This window comes from Bacillus sp. AFS098217 (genome assembly GCF_002551815.1).
Lineage (GTDB): Bacteria > Bacillota > Bacilli > Bacillales > Bacillaceae_G > Bacillus_A.
The window spans coordinates 139,484-154,650 of sequence record NZ_NVPR01000032.1 but is presented as its reverse complement, the minus strand read 5'-3'; the positions used below and the strand labels follow the sequence as shown (position 1 = coordinate 154,650).

Genomic DNA, 15,167 nt, shown 5'->3' with positions numbered 1-15,167 from the left:
GAAATAAAGTGTTGAAAAAACAAACAGTTTGGTTATTAACGATGTTAAGTTTAGTTGTTGTGCTATCTGTTTACTATGTAACAACACCAGAGAAAATGAATAATGTAACGCCGACAGCGAGCGAAAAGATGGGACAAGAAAAGCAAGGAACTGAAAAAGAAACTACAAAAGAAACTTCAAATAATGAAGCTGGTAAAAAAGAAACTGCAAATAAAGAAACAGATAAAAAGGACAGTGGCAACAAAGGAACAAGTAGCAAAGAAACAAGTAACAAAGAAACAAGTAACAAAGAAACAAGTAACAAAGAAGCGAGCAAAAAAGAAAGTAATGTAACAGTTCAATCAAGCGATGAGAACTTCACAGCTTTACGTATGCAAATGGAGGATCAACGTAGTGCAGAGAAAGAAAAGTTGCAAGATGTGATGAAATCAACAAAATCTTCAGCTGAGGAAATTAGTAAGGCAAAAGCGGATTTTGATGCAATCAATACAATGCAAACAAAAGAAGGGTTGCTTGAAACGGTTATTAAATCTCAAGGTGGTTACAAAGACGCACTTGTAAGAGCTGAAGGAAATGATATTAAGGTAACTGTAAAAGCGGCAAAGCATTCACAGAAAGAGGCAAATAAAATTATCCAACTTGTGCGAAGTGAAGCTGGATCTAAAGATGTAGGTGTTAAATTTGATCCGGTTAAGTAAGATGAAGCCCATTATGCAGCAAGAATACTAGAAAAAAGCTATCGTTTTCGATAGCTTTTTTCTAGTTCATTTTTATAGTCGTTTTGGATGTTTTCAATTGGGAATGGAGAAATGCGCTGAGAGTAAAAAATTAAGGGTTCGTGGTAATGGTGATTACTTTTCCCGGATTTCAGGTGGATAAAGAGAACAACAAACCAAATGATGACAGCTGGTAGGAATAGAATGAGCCATATCATATTTCCACACCTCGCTACACTATATTTTCGTTCACTTTGAACATACTATTCTTATGTGAAGGAAGAATGAACGGCTTGTAAACAAAAAAATAATATTTGGTAAAAATATGTTTGTTTAAATGAATAGCATAAAATGAGGATGGTAAATACAAGCTTTACATTATACATTTCAAAGAAAGAGAAATATGTTTTTTAGGAAGTGGTCTTGCCAATTTTGTGTGAAACTTGGTATTATTACTAGGTGATAAACTATTCGGTGGAATAATATTTTTACAGGAGTTTCGATTTATCATAAAGAAATATAGAGTTGGAATGTTAAGACTATTTATCGTAAGATAGGAATAGTAAATATTTTTATTAGTAAGGATTATAGAAATGGCCTTTCTAGTAGAGTGCATCGTATTTTTACAGTCAATACAGTTTTCTATATGCTGTGTATCTGTAAAAACGAGACAAACAAGTGTATGGGAGTGGATTTTATATGTTTAAAATTCAAGAAGTTCGTGAATTAATTAAATTAATTGATAGCTCTAATATTGATGAATTTGAATACAAAAAAGATGGTACAACCATTAAAATGAAAAAACGTGGTAATGAAGTAGTTTCTGTGCAAGCTCCAGTAGCAAAGCAAGCAGTACAAACACAAGCTGTAGAAATTGAAACAGCGGTAGCTCCAGCTCGTGTAGAAGCACCGAAGCAGGAAGAGAAGAAAGCAGTTCAAGATGAGAATTTACATAAAATCACATCGCCAATGGTAGGAACATTCTATGCTTCTTCTTCACCTGATGTACCTCCATATGTAAGTGTTGGAGATCGAGTATCAAAAGATTCTATTGTATGCATTGTTGAAGCGATGAAGTTGTTTAATGAGATTGATGCAGATGTAGAGGGAGAAATTGTTGAAATTCTTGTTAACAACGGACAACTTGTTGAGTACGGACAACCGCTATTTCTTGTAAAAGCGTAATAAGGGAGTCTTTGTGATGATAAAAAAAGTATTAATCGCCAATCGTGGGGAAATTGCTGTACGAATTATTCGTGCTTGTAAAGAGATGAATATTGAAACAGTTGCTATTTATTCAGAAGCAGACAAAGAATCACTTCATGTGCAAATTGCAGATGAAGCGTATTGCGTTGGGCCAACGATTTCAAAAGAAAGCTATTTAAATTTGACGAACATTATAAGCGTTGCAAAACTAACGGGTTGTGATGCAATTCATCCTGGATATGGATTTTTAGCAGAAAATGCAGATTTTGCAGAACTATGCCGTGAATGTAATTTGATTTTTATCGGACCAAGTCCAGAAGCTATTTCAAAGATGGGCACAAAAGACGTTGCTCGTGATACAATGAAAGAAGCAGGGGTTCCGATTGTACCAGGTTCACAAGGGATTATCAAAAATACGGAAGAAGCGATTGAGCTTGCGAATGAAATTGGATATCCTGTTATCATTAAAGCGACTGCAGGCGGCGGCGGAAAAGGAATTCGTGTTGCACGTCATGAAGAGGAACTTGTAAAGGGAATTCAAATTACACAGCAAGAAGCTAGTACCGCTTTTGGAAACCCTGGTGTATACTTAGAAAAGTACGTTGAAGATTTCCGCCATGTTGAGATTCAAATAATGGCAGATGCACATGGAAATGCCATTCATTTAGGAGAGCGCGATTGTACAATTCAGCGCCGTTTGCAAAAACTACTAGAAGAAAGTCCTTCGCCTGCACTTGATGCGAACATTCGCAAACAAATGGGTGAAGCGGCAGTGAAAGCAGCGGTAGCGGTCGATTATACAGGTGCTGGTACGGTTGAGTTTATTTATGAATATAAAACGAAAAGCTTTTACTTTATGGAAATGAACACGCGAATTCAAGTAGAACATCCGGTTACTGAGATGGTAACAGGAATGGATTTAATTAAAGAGCAAATTCGCGTTGCTTCTGGAGAAAAGTTATCGTTACAGCAAGAAGAAGTACAATTTAATGGTTGGGCAATTGAATGTCGAATTAATGCGGAAAACCCTGCCAAAAAATTTATGCCATCCCCAGGTAAAGTGGAAATGTATTTACCACCAGGAGGATTTGGTATTCGCGTCGATTCAGCTGTTTATCCAGGCTATTCAATTCCACCGTACTATGATTCGATGGTTGCAAAATTAATTGTTCATGGAAAAACACGTGAAGAGGCAATTGCAAAAATGAAGCGAGCGCTTAGTGAATTTGTCATTGACGGCGTACATACGACAATACCGTTCCATTTACAATTGCTAGATCATCCTGATTTTGTAAAAGGTGAATTTAATACGAAATTTTTGGAAGAACATGAACTTGTGACGCAGTGATACATTTAAAGGAGGTTTTTTTCATGGCTGAACATATGTTAGATATGGGTCAAGATACAACTCTTGGAAAAGTAGAAATTGCACCGGAAGTAATTGAAGTAATTGCAGGCATCGCAGCTGCTGAAGTAGATGGTGTAGCGGCAATGCGTGGCAATTTTGCTACAGATGTTGTTGAAAAGTTAGGAAAGAAAAATCATGGTAAAGGTGTAAAGGTTGAATTAGCAAGCGAAGATATCATCGTTGACGTTTATGTGATTATGTACTTCGGTGTGGCAATTCCAGTTGTTGCACAAAAGATTCAAGATAATATTCGCCAAGCGCTCTTTACAATGACAGGTCTTGAGCCGAAAGAAGTGAATGTTCACATCGTTGGCGTAACATTCGAAACACAAAAAACAGAAATCGAGCCAGTGTAAGAATGAAAGGTGCCTCGTGAAACAGGCACCTTTTTTCTCGTTTCATCCCTTCATGCATAAGACTTCTTAATTGTTATACTATTTTAAAAAGTATGAAATATAAAGAAAGATGATATGTTTTTCCAAAAAACGTACATTGTGATAGGGTATGGAACTTGAAGTTAATCTTTTTGTTATTTTTCAGCCTTGTAACCCGTGTGTGAAACGATAAATTGTGTTATTATCATTGTATTATAAGGTTGAAAAATCAATGAAAACTGCAAGAGTAAGTAAATTGACGGCTTATAAATTATAATAATATAACAAAACATAAGGAAAGACTTGAAGTATAAAGGAGAGTTACAATGAAACGTAGGACGGCTAGAGAAAGAGCCATGCAAGCATTATATCAAATGGATATTACTGGAGAATTAGAGCCAAAAGTAGCGGTGGAAAATACGCTAGAAGAAGGCGAAGAAACAAATGAATTTTTAGAGTCACTTGTTGTTGGTTTTGTAGAACATAAAGAAGCAATTGATGAAGCGATTCGTCAAAATTTAAAAAAGTGGAAGTTAGAACGTATCAGTGTTGTGGATCGCAGTATTTTACGTTTAGCTGTGTATGAAATGAAGTACATGGAAGAAATTCCACACAATGTAACAATTAACGAAGCAATTGAAATTGCTAAAACATTTGGGGATGAGGAATCTCGTCGTTTTATTAACGGCGTTTTATCTAATATAAAAGATACACTGTAATTTCTTTAAGGGGGAATCTTAAAATGGTAGCAGTAATCATCAAAGGAAATGAAGTTGCGGAGAAAAAACGAACACAATTAAAAGAAGAAGTTGTGAAGTTGAAAGAGCAAGGAATTGTCCCAGGATTAGCAGTTATTTTAGTTGGCGAAGATCCAGCATCTCGTTCTTATGTAAAGGGAAAAGAAAAAGGCTGTGAACAAGTTGGGATCTATTCAGAGCTAATTGAGTTTCCAGAGACAATTACAGAAGAGCGTTTGCTTGCTGAGATTGATCGCTTAAATGAGGATAACCGTATTAATGGAATATTAGTACAATTACCTTTACCAAAACATATTGAAGAGAAAGCTATCATTGAAAGAATTTCACCTGAAAAGGATGTAGATGGATTTCATCCCATCAGCATTGGTCGTATGATGACGGGGCAAGATACATTTCTGCCATGTACACCACACGGCATTGTAGAATTAGTAAAAGAAACAAATCTTGATATTTCTGGAAAACACGTTGTTGTAATTGGACGAAGTAACATAGTTGGGAAACCAGTGGGACAGCTATTTCTAAATGAAAATGCGACTGTAACATACTGTCACTCCAAAACAAAAAATATAAAAGAATTATCAAAGTTAGCTGATATTTTAATTGTAGCTGTTGGAAGACCGAAAATGGTAACGGCTGACTATATAAAAGAAGGTGCAGTTGTAATTGATGTTGGTGTCAATCGTTTAGATACAGGGAAATTATGCGGTGATGTTGACTTTGAAAATGTACTGGATATTGCAGGATACATCACACCAGTACCAAAAGGAGTCGGTCCAATGACAATTACAATGCTCCTTCATAATACGGTTGAATCTGCAAAACGCGCAGGAGTAGTTTGTAAATAATTTGAATCGGCTATGAGGAGAGAGAAATGGAAAAACAATATTTAACCGTTACAGCATTAACACGCTATATGAAAACAAAAATAGAGTATGACCCGCATTTGCAGTCTGTTTGGTTAAAAGGAGAAATTTCAAACTTTAAATATCATAGCCGTGGCCATATGTACTTCACATTGAAAGATGAAAATGCACGAATAGCAGCGGTTATGTTTGCGGGTCATAATCGCAATATAAAGTTCAGACCAGAAAATGGAATGAAAGTACTCGTAAAAGGCAAGATTTCTGTCTATGAGGCGAGTGGTTCCTATCAAATTTATGTTCATGATATGCAGCCTGATGGTGTCGGGAATCTGCATTTAGCTTATGAGCAATTAAAGGTTCGATTAGAGGAAGAAGGGTTGTTTTCTCAAGTTTATAAACAACCGATTCCTCCATATGCCAAAACAATTGGTGTCATTACATCACCAACAGGAGCGGCGATTCGAGATATTATAACAACGATTAAACGTCGTTATCCAATCGGAAATGTGATTGTATTTCCGGTACTTGTACAAGGGGAGTCAGCAGCTCCCTCGATTGTACAAGCGATTCGTGAAGCAAATGAGATGGCTGATATAGATGTATTAATTGTTGGGCGTGGGGGTGGCTCGATTGAAGAATTATGGGCCTTTAATGAGGAAATGGTTGCGCGGGCAATTTTTGTAAGTGAGATTCCAATCATCTCAGCTGTTGGACATGAAACAGACTTTACGATAGCTGATTTTGTAGCGGATTTACGTGCACCAACGCCAACTGCAGCGGCAGAACTTGCAGTACCGAATATTCTTGAGTTACAAGAGAAGGTGTTACAAAGAACCCTTCGCTTACAAAGAGCTATGCGAGAGATGCTACATAAAAAACAAGAACGATTACAAGTATTACAAAAATCGTACGCGTTCCGTTACCCAAGGCAAGTGTATGAACAAAAGGAAGAACAGTTAGACCGTGCTCTTGAACAGCTTGTTTTAGCAAAAGAGCGTTATATAGAGAAAAAGGTAAACCAATTAAAGCAACTTTCATTTTACTTAGAGAAGCATCATCCTTCTCAAAAAATTTCACAAACTAAGACAACGATAGAAACACTGCAAAAGCAATTGCAACGTGAAATGCAAACATTAATGCAAACGAAAGAGTTTGCATTTGTAAGGACAGCTCAAAAACTAGAAGCATTAAGTCCGCTTAAAGTCATGATGAGAGGTTATGGGCTTGTGTATAGTGAGAAGAAACAAGTGTTAAAAAGCGTGAAAGATGTCGGCCTTGGAGATGCAGTTTCAGTACAATTACAAGATGGAATATTAGATTGTAACGTATCGGGCATAGAGGAGCGTGAATTGAATAATGGAAAATAAATTAAGCTTTGAAGAAGCGATTTCGCAGCTTGAACATCTCGTTTCTAAGCTTGAACAAGGTGATGTTCCTTTAGAAGAAGCAATTTCATACTTTAAAGAAGGTATGGAGTTGTCTAAGCTCTGTGATGAGAAATTGAAAGATGTACAAGAACAAATGGCAGTTATCCTAGGGGAAGATGGAGAACTCGCACCATTTACTGCTTTAGGAGATGAAGCGTAGTGGCATATGTAGCTTTTGATACTTTTGTAAAAGAAAGTAAAATTTTTGTAGAAGAGCAGCTTGTCCGCTATGCAAATGAATTACAATGTCCAAATGTACTTCGTGAAGCGATGGCATATTCATTGGAAGCGGGTGGAAAGCGTCTCCGCCCGTTACTTTTATTTGCAACATTGCAAGCATTCGGAAAAGAAAGAGATCTTGGAGTAGGAGCAGCTTGTGCTCTTGAAATGATTCATACGTATTCATTAATTCATGATGATTTACCATGTATGGATGATGATGATTTAAGACGCGGAAAGCCAACAAATCATAAAGTATTTGGTGAAGCGATGGCTGTTTTAGCAGGAGATGGCTTGTTAACGTATGCGTTTCAAGTAGTCACAGCATACCATCACGAAGAAATTTCTGCAGAAACAAAATTGCGACTTGCATTTGAACTTGCAAAAGCAGCGGGACCAGAAGGAATGGTTGCTGGACAAGTAGCGGATATGGAAGCGGAAGGGAAGCAGCTCACGCTTAGTGAATTAGAATATATTCATAAACACAAAACAGGCCGATTATTAGAATTTGCTGTGCTTGCAGGAGCTATGCTTGCAGGGGCTACACGAGAACAAGAAGAAAAACTGCTCGCATTTGCAAAATATATCGGTCTAGCTTTTCAAATTAGAGATGATATTTTAGATGTAGAGGGTACAGAAGAAGAGATTGGAAAACCAATTGGTAGTGATGCTTCAAATGAAAAAAGTACATATACAACGTTATGTGCTATAGACGAGGCAAAAGATATCCTAGAAGAAACAATTGTCAAAGCAAAAGATGCGATAGCATCTTTACAATTACAAGATGAATATTTACTATCCATCTGTGATTTAATCGCAAAGCGTAATAACTAGTATAACAGCGTTTTCATTTGTTGAGTCATTCATCATTTTGTGGTATAAATGTAGAAAAAGGTTTTTCTTTTCTTGTTATTGGCAAAAATATATCTAGATTACATTGCCGTTATCACTTTGTGTTAGCGGCTCTTTTTTCATCGCACAAGACAACATGATTTATGATATGGTAAGTCAGTTACATTTTTATAGAAAATAGATGTCTCGTAAAGAAAAATGGAAGTATTTGCTGAAACAGGACAAGATAAAAATAATAGAAAAGATAATGAAGAATTTCTTGTATTGTGTAAATATTTTTTATAACATTTGACATGTTGACAGATTATGAAATGAAAGTGAGTGATCCATGTGGATCTAACGCAAATTCAAAACCCTAGTTTTTTGAAAGATATGTCTATCAGTGAACTAGAGGAATTGAGTGAGGATATTCGTAAGTTTTTAATTGAAGAGCTCTCTCAAACAGGTGGACATATTGCTCCTAACTTAGGTGTAGTAGAACTCACAATTGCTCTGCATAAACTATTTGATAGTCCAAAAGATAAATTTTTATGGGATGTAGGACATCAATCCTATGTACATAAAATTTTAACAGGCCGTGCAAAAGAGTTTGGTACATTAAGACAGTATAAAGGGTTGTGTGGTTTCCCAAAACGCTGTGAGAGTGAACATGACGTATGGGAAACAGGTCACAGTTCAACATCATTATCTGCCGCGATGGGAATGGCTTTGGCACGTGATTTAAAGAAAACGAAAGAATATGTTATACCAATCATAGGGGATGGTGCTTTAACGGGCGGAATGGCTTTAGAAGCATTAAACCATATCGGGCATGAAAAAACAGATATGATTGTTATTCTTAATGATAATGAAATGTCGATTGCACCGAATGTTGGAGCGCTTCATAATGTACTGGGTCGCTTACGCACTGCTGGGAAATACAAGTGGGTGAAAGATGAACTAGAGTATTTGCTTAAGAAGATTCCAGCAGTTGGCGGGAAAGTTGCAGCGACAGCTGAAAAGATAAAAGATAGCTTAAAATATTTACTAGTATCAGGTGTCTTTTTCGAAGAATTAGGTTTTACGTATTTAGGTCCAGTTGACGGACATGATTATGAAAAACTATTTGAAACGTTGCAATATGCAAAGAAAACAAAAGGGCCGGTCCTAGTTCATATCATTACGAAAAAAGGAAAAGGTTATAAACCAGCTGAGAGTGACGTCATTGGAACTTGGCATGGAACAGGTCCGTATAAAATTGAATCAGGAGATTTTGTGAAACCGAAAGAAGTTGCACCAGCATGGAGTTCTGTTGTAAGTGAAACGGTTCGTAAGCTGGCAAGAACGGACGAGCGTATCGTTGCGATTACCCCAGCGATGCCGGTTGGTTCTAAGCTTGAAAAGTTTCAACAAGAGTTTCCAGATCGAATGATTGATGTAGGGATTGCTGAGCAACATGCAACAACGATGGCAGCGGGAATGGCAACGCAAGGAATGAAGCCGTTCTTAGCGATTTATTCAACATTTTTACAACGGGCATATGACCAAGTTGTTCATGATATATGTCGTCAAAATTTAAATGTTTTCATTGGAATAGATCGTTCAGGTTTAGTTGGAGCAGATGGTGAAACGCATCAAGGTGTATTTGACATTGCGTTTTTACGTCACTTGCCAAATATAGTGCTTATGATGCCAAAAGATGAAAATGAAGGTCAACATTTAGTATATACAGCACTGCAATATGAAGATGGACCAATTGCACTACGTTATCCACGTGGAAATGGACTTGGAGTTCACATGGATGAAGAATTGCAAGCTATCCCTATTGGCACATGGGAGACATTAAAAGAAGGTACACAAGCGGCAATTTTAACGTTTGGTACAACAATTCCAATGGCAATGGAAGCAGCGGAGCGCCTTGAGAAAGCTGGTGTTTCAGTGAAAGTAGTGAATGCTCGCTTTATTAAGCCAATGGATGAAACGTATTTACATGAACTCTTAGGTAAAAATATGCCGATTTTAACAATTGAAGAAGCTTGCTTAATCGGTGGATTTGGAACAGGAGTAGTTGAATTTGCTACTGATCACGGATATCATAGTGCTTTAATTGAGCGAATGGGTATTCCTGATCAGTTTATTGAGCATGGTAGCGTTACAAAGCTGTTAGAAGAAATCGGTTTGACAACAGATGCTGTTGTAGATCGGATTCATACAATGATTCCATCAAAACAAAAAAGGGCGTAACAAATGAGTGTAAAAAAAGAAAGAGTAGATGTACTATTAGTAGAACGAGGGCTTATAGAAACGCGTGAGAAGGCAAAGCGCGCTGTTATGGCGGGGCTTGTATATGCAAATGAAATGAGACTCGATAAGCCAGGGGAAAAAATTCCACAAGATACACCAATTACGGTAAAAGGACAAGTCATGCCATATGTGAGCCGTGGTGGCTATAAATTAGAGAAGGCATTAGAGACTTTTCACCTTGATTTACAAGATAAAATTATGTTAGATATAGGTTCATCAACTGGTGGTTTTACAGATTGCGCACTGCAAAATGGAGCGAAGTTATCTTATGCTTTAGATGTAGGATACAATCAATTGGCATGGAAGCTTCGCCAAGATGAGCGCGTTGTTGTTATGGAACGTACGAATTTCCGTTACGTAACACCGGCAGATTTAGAACGCGGATTACCGCAATTTGCGAGCATTGATGTTTCGTTTATATCATTAAAACTCATTCTTCCAGTTTTAAAAACGATTCTTACTCCAAATGGTGATGTTGCAGCATTAATTAAGCCGCAATTTGAAGCTGGGCGAGAGCAAGTTGGGAAGAAGGGAATTGTTCGTGATCCGAAAGTACATGAGGCTGTTGTAGAGATGATTGTCGACTTTGCTATAAAAGAAGGATATGATGTGGAAGGTTTAACATTCTCTCCAATTACAGGTGGAGATGGAAATATTGAATTTTTAATTCATCTAAAATGGCATGGTGAACGTGAAAGTGGCGAAAATCATTCTCTAATTTCTGTAGAACAGGTTGTTGCGGAAGCACACGGAGTCTTAAAGCAAAAAGGGAAAGGGGAATAACATTTGTTGTTCCTCTTTTTGCTGGAATTGTATAATGATTGTAAAAACAATTGTGTACAAGTAAACGATTATACGTTAACATAAATAAGTGAAGTATACCAATGTTTAAACTATGGTAAGAGATAGTGTGAGGTGCAAATGTATGAATAAAGGTCAGCGCCATATTAAAATCAGAGAAATTATCGCGAATAAAGAAATTGAAACACAAGATGAATTAGTTGATATTTTACGTAATGAAGGGTTTAATGTAACGCAAGCAACTGTATCACGTGACATTAAGGAATTGCACTTAGTGAAAGTGCCATTACATGATGGCCGCTATAAATATAGCTTGCCAGCAGATCAACGATTTAATCCGTTGCAAAAATTAAAACGTAATCTAGTCGATTCGTTTGTGAAATTAGACACAGCAGGACATATGCTTGTGCTAAAAACATTGCCTGGTAACGCGCATGCGCTTGGAGCACTTATTGATCATTTAGAGTGGGATGAGATTATTGGAACCATTTGCGGTGATGATACTTGCTTAATTATTTGCCGTACGCCTGAAGATACAGGTGTTGTATCAGATCGTTTCTTAAATATGTTGTAACAAAAAGAATCTTGTTTACCTTTTTGCCAAAAGCGGAAAGTAAACAAGATATTTTTTATTATGGGAAAAATAGTATTTACTTAGAATAAGGTTAGGAAATAGATGGATTGACCCGTAAAACAAATGTTTGGTACAATGGAGCGGGCTAGAAGATTAAATTATACATACTATATATATAGTATAACTATTTGAGTAATACTCAATGAAAGCCCTTAATAGGGGATTAGTTTATAACGAGGTGAATGGAGCATTGTTATCGGAATTATCGATTAGAAACTTTGCTATTATTGAATCATTAAATATTTCTTTTCAAAAAGGTTTAACTGTTTTAAGTGGTGAAACAGGGGCCGGAAAGTCAATTATTATTGATGCAATTAGCTTACTAGTTGGTGGCCGCGGTTCAGCAGAATTTGTTCGATATGGGACAGAGAAGGCTGAAATCGAGGGGTTATTTTATGTAGAGGATGACAAACATCCATGTATTGCGAAAGCTGAAGAATTGGATATTGAAATTGAAGATGGCATGATGATTTTAAAACGTGACATTGCTGCAAATGGAAAAAGTGTATGCCGTGTAAATGGTAAGCTTGTCACATTAAGTATATTAAAAGAAATTGGAAAAACACTGGTTGATATTCATGGACAGCATGAAACGCAGGATTTAATGAATGAGGAACGTCATTTATTTATGCTCGATCATTTTGATGGAGATCGAATTGTGAATCAGTTAGAAATATATCAAAGTGTATACGCTAAGTATGAGCAGTTAAAAAAACAACTTAAATCTTTAACAGAGAATGAACAGCAGATGGCGCATCGATTAGATTTAATTCAATTCCAGCACGAAGAAATTCGTAAAGCGGATTTGAAAGTAGATGAAGAAAATGAATTAACCGAAGAACGATTAAAAATCTCCAATTTCGAAAAGATTTATAAAGCTCTAGGTGATGCATATCGTTCCCTAAGTGCAGATGGTCAAGGGCTGGATCATGTACGAAACGCAATGGGACAAATGGAGAGTATTACGCATCTAGATGAGGCATATCAAGAAAATCACGATTCGATTGCGAATAGTTATTATTTGTTAGAAGAAGTAGCCTATCAGCTTCGAGAAAAGTTAGATATGATGGAATATGATCCAAATCGTTTAGATGAAATTGAAACACGTTTAAATGAAATTCGTATGCTAAAGAGAAAGTATGGAAATACTGTAGAAGAGATTTTAGCGTATGCTGATAAAATAGAGCAAGAAATATTTACGATTGAAAATAAAGATGTGCATATTGAAACGACGAAAAAGGAATTAAAAGAATTAGAAAGCGTAATTTTGAAAGAAGCAACGTTGTTAAGCGATATGCGCCATGGACTTGCGGATCACTTAACAAGTGCAATCCATCAGGAATTAAAAGAGCTGTACATGGAAAAAACGAAATTTGAAGTGAGAATTACGAAAAGAGAAGGCAACACAGAAGATCCTCTTGTAGAAGGAACGCCGGTGAAACTTACAGTAGATGGATATGATCAGGTGGAATTTTATATTTCAACAAATCCAGGGGAACCGTTAAAACAACTTTCAAAAGTGGCTTCTGGCGGAGAATTGTCTCGTATTATTCTAGCTTTAAAGAGCATTTTTTCTAAGCATCAAGGTGTTGCATCTGTCATTTTTGATGAGGTGGATACAGGCGTGAGTGGCCGGGTTGCACAAGCAATCGCAGAAAAGATTTATCGTGTATCAGTAAACTCACAAGTACTTTGTATTACGCACTTACCTCAAGTAGCTTCGATGGCGGATTCACATTTATTTATCCGTAAACAAGTTGCGAATGATCGGACGATTACATCAGTTACTGTATTAAGCACAGATGATAAGGTAACAGAAATTGCTCGCATGATCTCTGGCGTGGAAATTACCGATTTGACGACAGAGCATGCAAAAGAGTTACTTACACAAGCGCATCATTTTAAACAGGCAGCAGAGGCTATCCAATAATGGATAGCTTTTTTGTTCAAATGATGATTTCTTAATTCTTCCGGTTATAAACAAAGCGTTGCAAGGAGAAATTAAAAGATGAAGCCAAAGAGGCTGAATGTGGGGTAGGAGCGAGGAGAGTGAACGAATTGAAATTAGAACGATTCCGAAAAATAATAGGGATTTGTCTCCTTGTTTCGTTAGTTTTTATCGGATGTTTTAAACCGCTGCGTACGTTTATTTCATCCCCAAAGCAACTCGTTATTTTTGAAGGACAACAATCAGAAATAGCATCATTACCAGTTTTTCAGGCTGCATCTACAAATCATAATGTTTTTACAGTAAGTTCAGATAAAGAAGTGCAAGGGCTTATGGTAAATTCGCATCAAAACGGTGAAGCAGATATGGTTTTTCAACTCGCTGGTTTTCCGGTAAAAAAAGTAAATGTCAAAGTATTAAAAGATTTTAAAGTGATCCCAGGTGGACAATCCATCGGAGTGAAGTTGAATACGAAAGGTGTACTTGTTGTAGGGCATCATTTAATTCAAACCGAAAGAGGGAAAATATCTCCAGGAGAAGTAGCTGGTGTACAAGTTGGAGATATGATTACTGAAATTAATGGAAAAATAATTGAAAGAATGAGTGATGTAGCACCGTTTATTCATGATAGTGGAGAAACAGGTGAACCACTTAATCTTGTTTTATTAAGAGATGGTAAGTATATTCGAGCAAAGCTAACACCTCAAAAAGATAGTGGCGAGTCGTCTTATCGAATTGGTTTATATATTCGTGATTCGGCAGCTGGTATTGGAACGATGACTTTTGTTCATCCAGATTCTATGAAATATGGAGCCCTTGGCCATGTTATTTCTGATAATGATACAAAAAAACCAATTCAAGTGGAAGACGGACAAATTATGCGTTCAACGGTTACTTCTATTGAACGCGGTAGTCATGGAAATCCAGGAGAAAAATTAGCAAGATTTTCACCAGATCGTGAAGTAATTGGTAATATTACAACGAATAGTCCATTCGGTATTTTTGGTAAATTAAATACGAATATGAAAAATGGAATCATGGATAAAGAAATGCCGATTGCGTTATCTCATCAAGTAAAAGAAGGGCCAGCAAAAATATTAACAGTAATCGATCAAGATAAAGTAGAAGCATTTGATATTGAAATTGTAAGTACAGTACCACAAAAGTTCCCAGCTACAAAAGGAATGGTTATAAAAGTTACAGACAAGCGCTTGTTAGCGAAAACAGGCGGTATTGTGCAAGGGATGAGTGGCAGTCCGATTGTTCAAGATGGAAAAGTAATTGGTGCAGTCACACATGTGTTTGTGAATGATCCAACTTCAGGATATGGTGTTCATATTGAATGGATGTTACACGAGGCAGGAATTAACATTTATGAGCAAGAGAAAAAAGCAAGCTGATGCATGTCAGCTTGCTTTTTTTATTGAGAAATTCGTTGGAATTTTGTAAAAGTTCCGCAAGAGCTGTTTTTTGTTGTAAAATAAAAGAAAAGAGTGAACGTTTCGTTGTAATTCTATGATGGAATGTAGTACGAAAGAAAATAAATGAACGATAAACATATTTTTTTGTGATTTTATCGGAAATTAAGAAACTTTAAAAGGGAAATTTCACACAATTGTCGAACAATTCATGTAGCCTAGAAGCTTACACATGTCGGGAGAATCGATTCGGTAAGGGA

15 protein-coding genes are annotated in these 15,167 nt (G+C 36.7%); 14 read left to right on the top strand and 1 reads right to left on the bottom strand.

Annotated elements, in window-relative coordinates:
• Positions 1–8: 8 nt before the first annotated feature.
• Positions 9–698, top strand: coding sequence for a SpoIIIAH-like family protein (locus COO03_RS08940; RefSeq protein ID WP_097896834.1), 690 nt, complete (start codon positions 9–11; stop codon positions 696–698).
• Positions 699–736: 38 nt separating this feature from the next.
• Here COO03_RS08940 and COO03_RS08935 read toward each other — a convergent pair whose 3' ends face one another.
• On the bottom strand, positions 737–934 hold the full coding sequence (locus tag COO03_RS08935) for a DNA recombination protein RecO (RefSeq protein ID WP_097896833.1): 198 nt from the start codon (positions 932–934) through the stop codon (positions 737–739).
• Between the two features lie 481 nt (positions 935–1,415).
• Here COO03_RS08935 and accB point away from each other — a divergent pair, with 481 nt between their 5' ends.
• From accB to spoIVB, 13 genes are all read left to right on the top strand, one after another.
• Positions 1,416–1,901 (top strand): acetyl-CoA carboxylase biotin carboxyl carrier protein, encoded by a 486-nt coding sequence (gene accB, locus COO03_RS08930; RefSeq protein WP_097896832.1) that lies wholly within the window; start codon positions 1,416–1,418, stop codon positions 1,899–1,901.
• A gap of 16 nt (positions 1,902–1,917) precedes the next feature.
• Positions 1,918–3,270 carry an acetyl-CoA carboxylase biotin carboxylase subunit gene (accC, locus tag COO03_RS08925; protein ID WP_097896831.1) on the top strand — a complete coding sequence of 451 codons (1,353 nt, stop codon included), beginning with the start codon at positions 1,918–1,920 and terminating at the stop codon, positions 3,268–3,270.
• A 23-nt stretch (positions 3,271–3,293) separates the two neighbouring features.
• Entirely contained in the window at positions 3,294–3,686 is a 393-nt protein-coding gene (locus COO03_RS08920) for an Asp23/Gls24 family envelope stress response protein (RefSeq protein WP_097896830.1), read from the top strand.
• A gap of 344 nt (positions 3,687–4,030) precedes the next feature.
• Positions 4,031–4,423 carry a N utilization substance protein NusB gene (nusB, locus tag COO03_RS08915; RefSeq protein WP_097896829.1) on the top strand — a complete coding sequence of 131 codons (393 nt, stop codon included), beginning with the start codon at positions 4,031–4,033 and terminating at the stop codon, positions 4,421–4,423.
• Between the two features lie 23 nt (positions 4,424–4,446).
• Entirely contained in the window at positions 4,447–5,307 is an 861-nt protein-coding gene (folD, locus tag COO03_RS08910; protein WP_097896828.1) for a bifunctional methylenetetrahydrofolate dehydrogenase/methenyltetrahydrofolate cyclohydrolase FolD, read from the top strand.
• 26 nt (positions 5,308–5,333) lie between these two features.
• Positions 5,334–6,692: an exodeoxyribonuclease VII large subunit gene (gene xseA / locus COO03_RS08905; RefSeq protein WP_097896827.1), complete on the top strand. Its 1,359-nt coding sequence runs from the start codon at positions 5,334–5,336 to the stop codon at positions 6,690–6,692.
• Positions 6,682–6,912 (top strand): exodeoxyribonuclease VII small subunit, encoded by a 231-nt coding sequence (gene xseB / locus COO03_RS08900; protein ID WP_097896826.1) that lies wholly within the window; start codon positions 6,682–6,684, stop codon positions 6,910–6,912. Before xseA ends, xseB begins: the two co-directional genes overlap by 11 nt.
• Positions 6,912–7,805, top strand: coding sequence for a polyprenyl synthetase family protein (locus COO03_RS08895; protein WP_097896825.1), 894 nt, complete (start codon positions 6,912–6,914; stop codon positions 7,803–7,805). The genes xseB and COO03_RS08895 overlap by 1 nt, the downstream gene beginning before the upstream one ends.
• A 348-nt stretch (positions 7,806–8,153) precedes the next feature.
• Complete coding sequence (gene dxs / locus COO03_RS08890) at positions 8,154–10,046, top strand: 1-deoxy-D-xylulose-5-phosphate synthase (RefSeq protein WP_097896824.1); 1,893 nt, start codon at positions 8,154–8,156, stop codon at positions 10,044–10,046.
• A 3-nt stretch (positions 10,047–10,049) separates the two neighbouring features.
• Positions 10,050–10,889 carry a TlyA family RNA methyltransferase gene (locus tag COO03_RS08885; RefSeq protein ID WP_097896823.1) on the top strand — a complete coding sequence of 280 codons (840 nt, stop codon included), beginning with the start codon at positions 10,050–10,052 and terminating at the stop codon, positions 10,887–10,889.
• Positions 10,890–11,031: 142 nt separating this feature from the next.
• Complete coding sequence (argR, locus tag COO03_RS08880; RefSeq protein ID WP_001032579.1) at positions 11,032–11,481, top strand: arginine repressor ArgR; 450 nt, start codon at positions 11,032–11,034, stop codon at positions 11,479–11,481.
• A 250-nt stretch (positions 11,482–11,731) separates the two neighbouring features.
• Positions 11,732–13,471, top strand: a complete 1,740-nt coding sequence (recN, locus tag COO03_RS08875; RefSeq protein WP_097897057.1) for a DNA repair protein RecN — start codon at positions 11,732–11,734, stop codon at positions 13,469–13,471.
• A 119-nt stretch (positions 13,472–13,590) separates the two neighbouring features.
• Positions 13,591–14,889 carry a SpoIVB peptidase gene (gene spoIVB / locus COO03_RS08870; RefSeq protein WP_097896822.1) on the top strand — a complete coding sequence of 433 codons (1,299 nt, stop codon included), beginning with the start codon at positions 13,591–13,593 and terminating at the stop codon, positions 14,887–14,889.
• Positions 14,890–15,167: the final 278 nt, after the last annotated feature.

What these genes read in the sequence shown, in the direction of transcription:
- COO03_RS08935 (WP_097896833.1), bottom strand. Translation starts at nt 934, where the DNA reads ATGATATGGCTCATTCTATTCCTACCAGCTGTCATCATTTGGTTTGTT.
- accB (WP_097896832.1), top strand. Translation starts at nt 1,416, where the DNA reads ATGTTTAAAATTCAAGAAGTTCGTGAATTAATTAAATTAATTGATAGC.
- accC (WP_097896831.1), top strand. Translation starts at nt 1,918, where the DNA reads ATGATAAAAAAAGTATTAATCGCCAATCGTGGGGAAATTGCTGTACGA.
- COO03_RS08920 (WP_097896830.1), top strand. Translation starts at nt 3,294, where the DNA reads ATGGCTGAACATATGTTAGATATGGGTCAAGATACAACTCTTGGAAAA.
- nusB (WP_097896829.1), top strand. Translation starts at nt 4,031, where the DNA reads ATGAAACGTAGGACGGCTAGAGAAAGAGCCATGCAAGCATTATATCAA.
- folD (WP_097896828.1), top strand. Translation starts at nt 4,447, where the DNA reads ATGGTAGCAGTAATCATCAAAGGAAATGAAGTTGCGGAGAAAAAACGA.
- xseA (WP_097896827.1), top strand. Translation starts at nt 5,334, where the DNA reads ATGGAAAAACAATATTTAACCGTTACAGCATTAACACGCTATATGAAA.
- xseB (WP_097896826.1), top strand. Translation starts at nt 6,682, where the DNA reads ATGGAAAATAAATTAAGCTTTGAAGAAGCGATTTCGCAGCTTGAACAT.
- COO03_RS08885 (WP_097896823.1), top strand. Translation starts at nt 10,050, where the DNA reads ATGAGTGTAAAAAAAGAAAGAGTAGATGTACTATTAGTAGAACGAGGG.
- argR (WP_001032579.1), top strand. Translation starts at nt 11,032, where the DNA reads ATGAATAAAGGTCAGCGCCATATTAAAATCAGAGAAATTATCGCGAAT.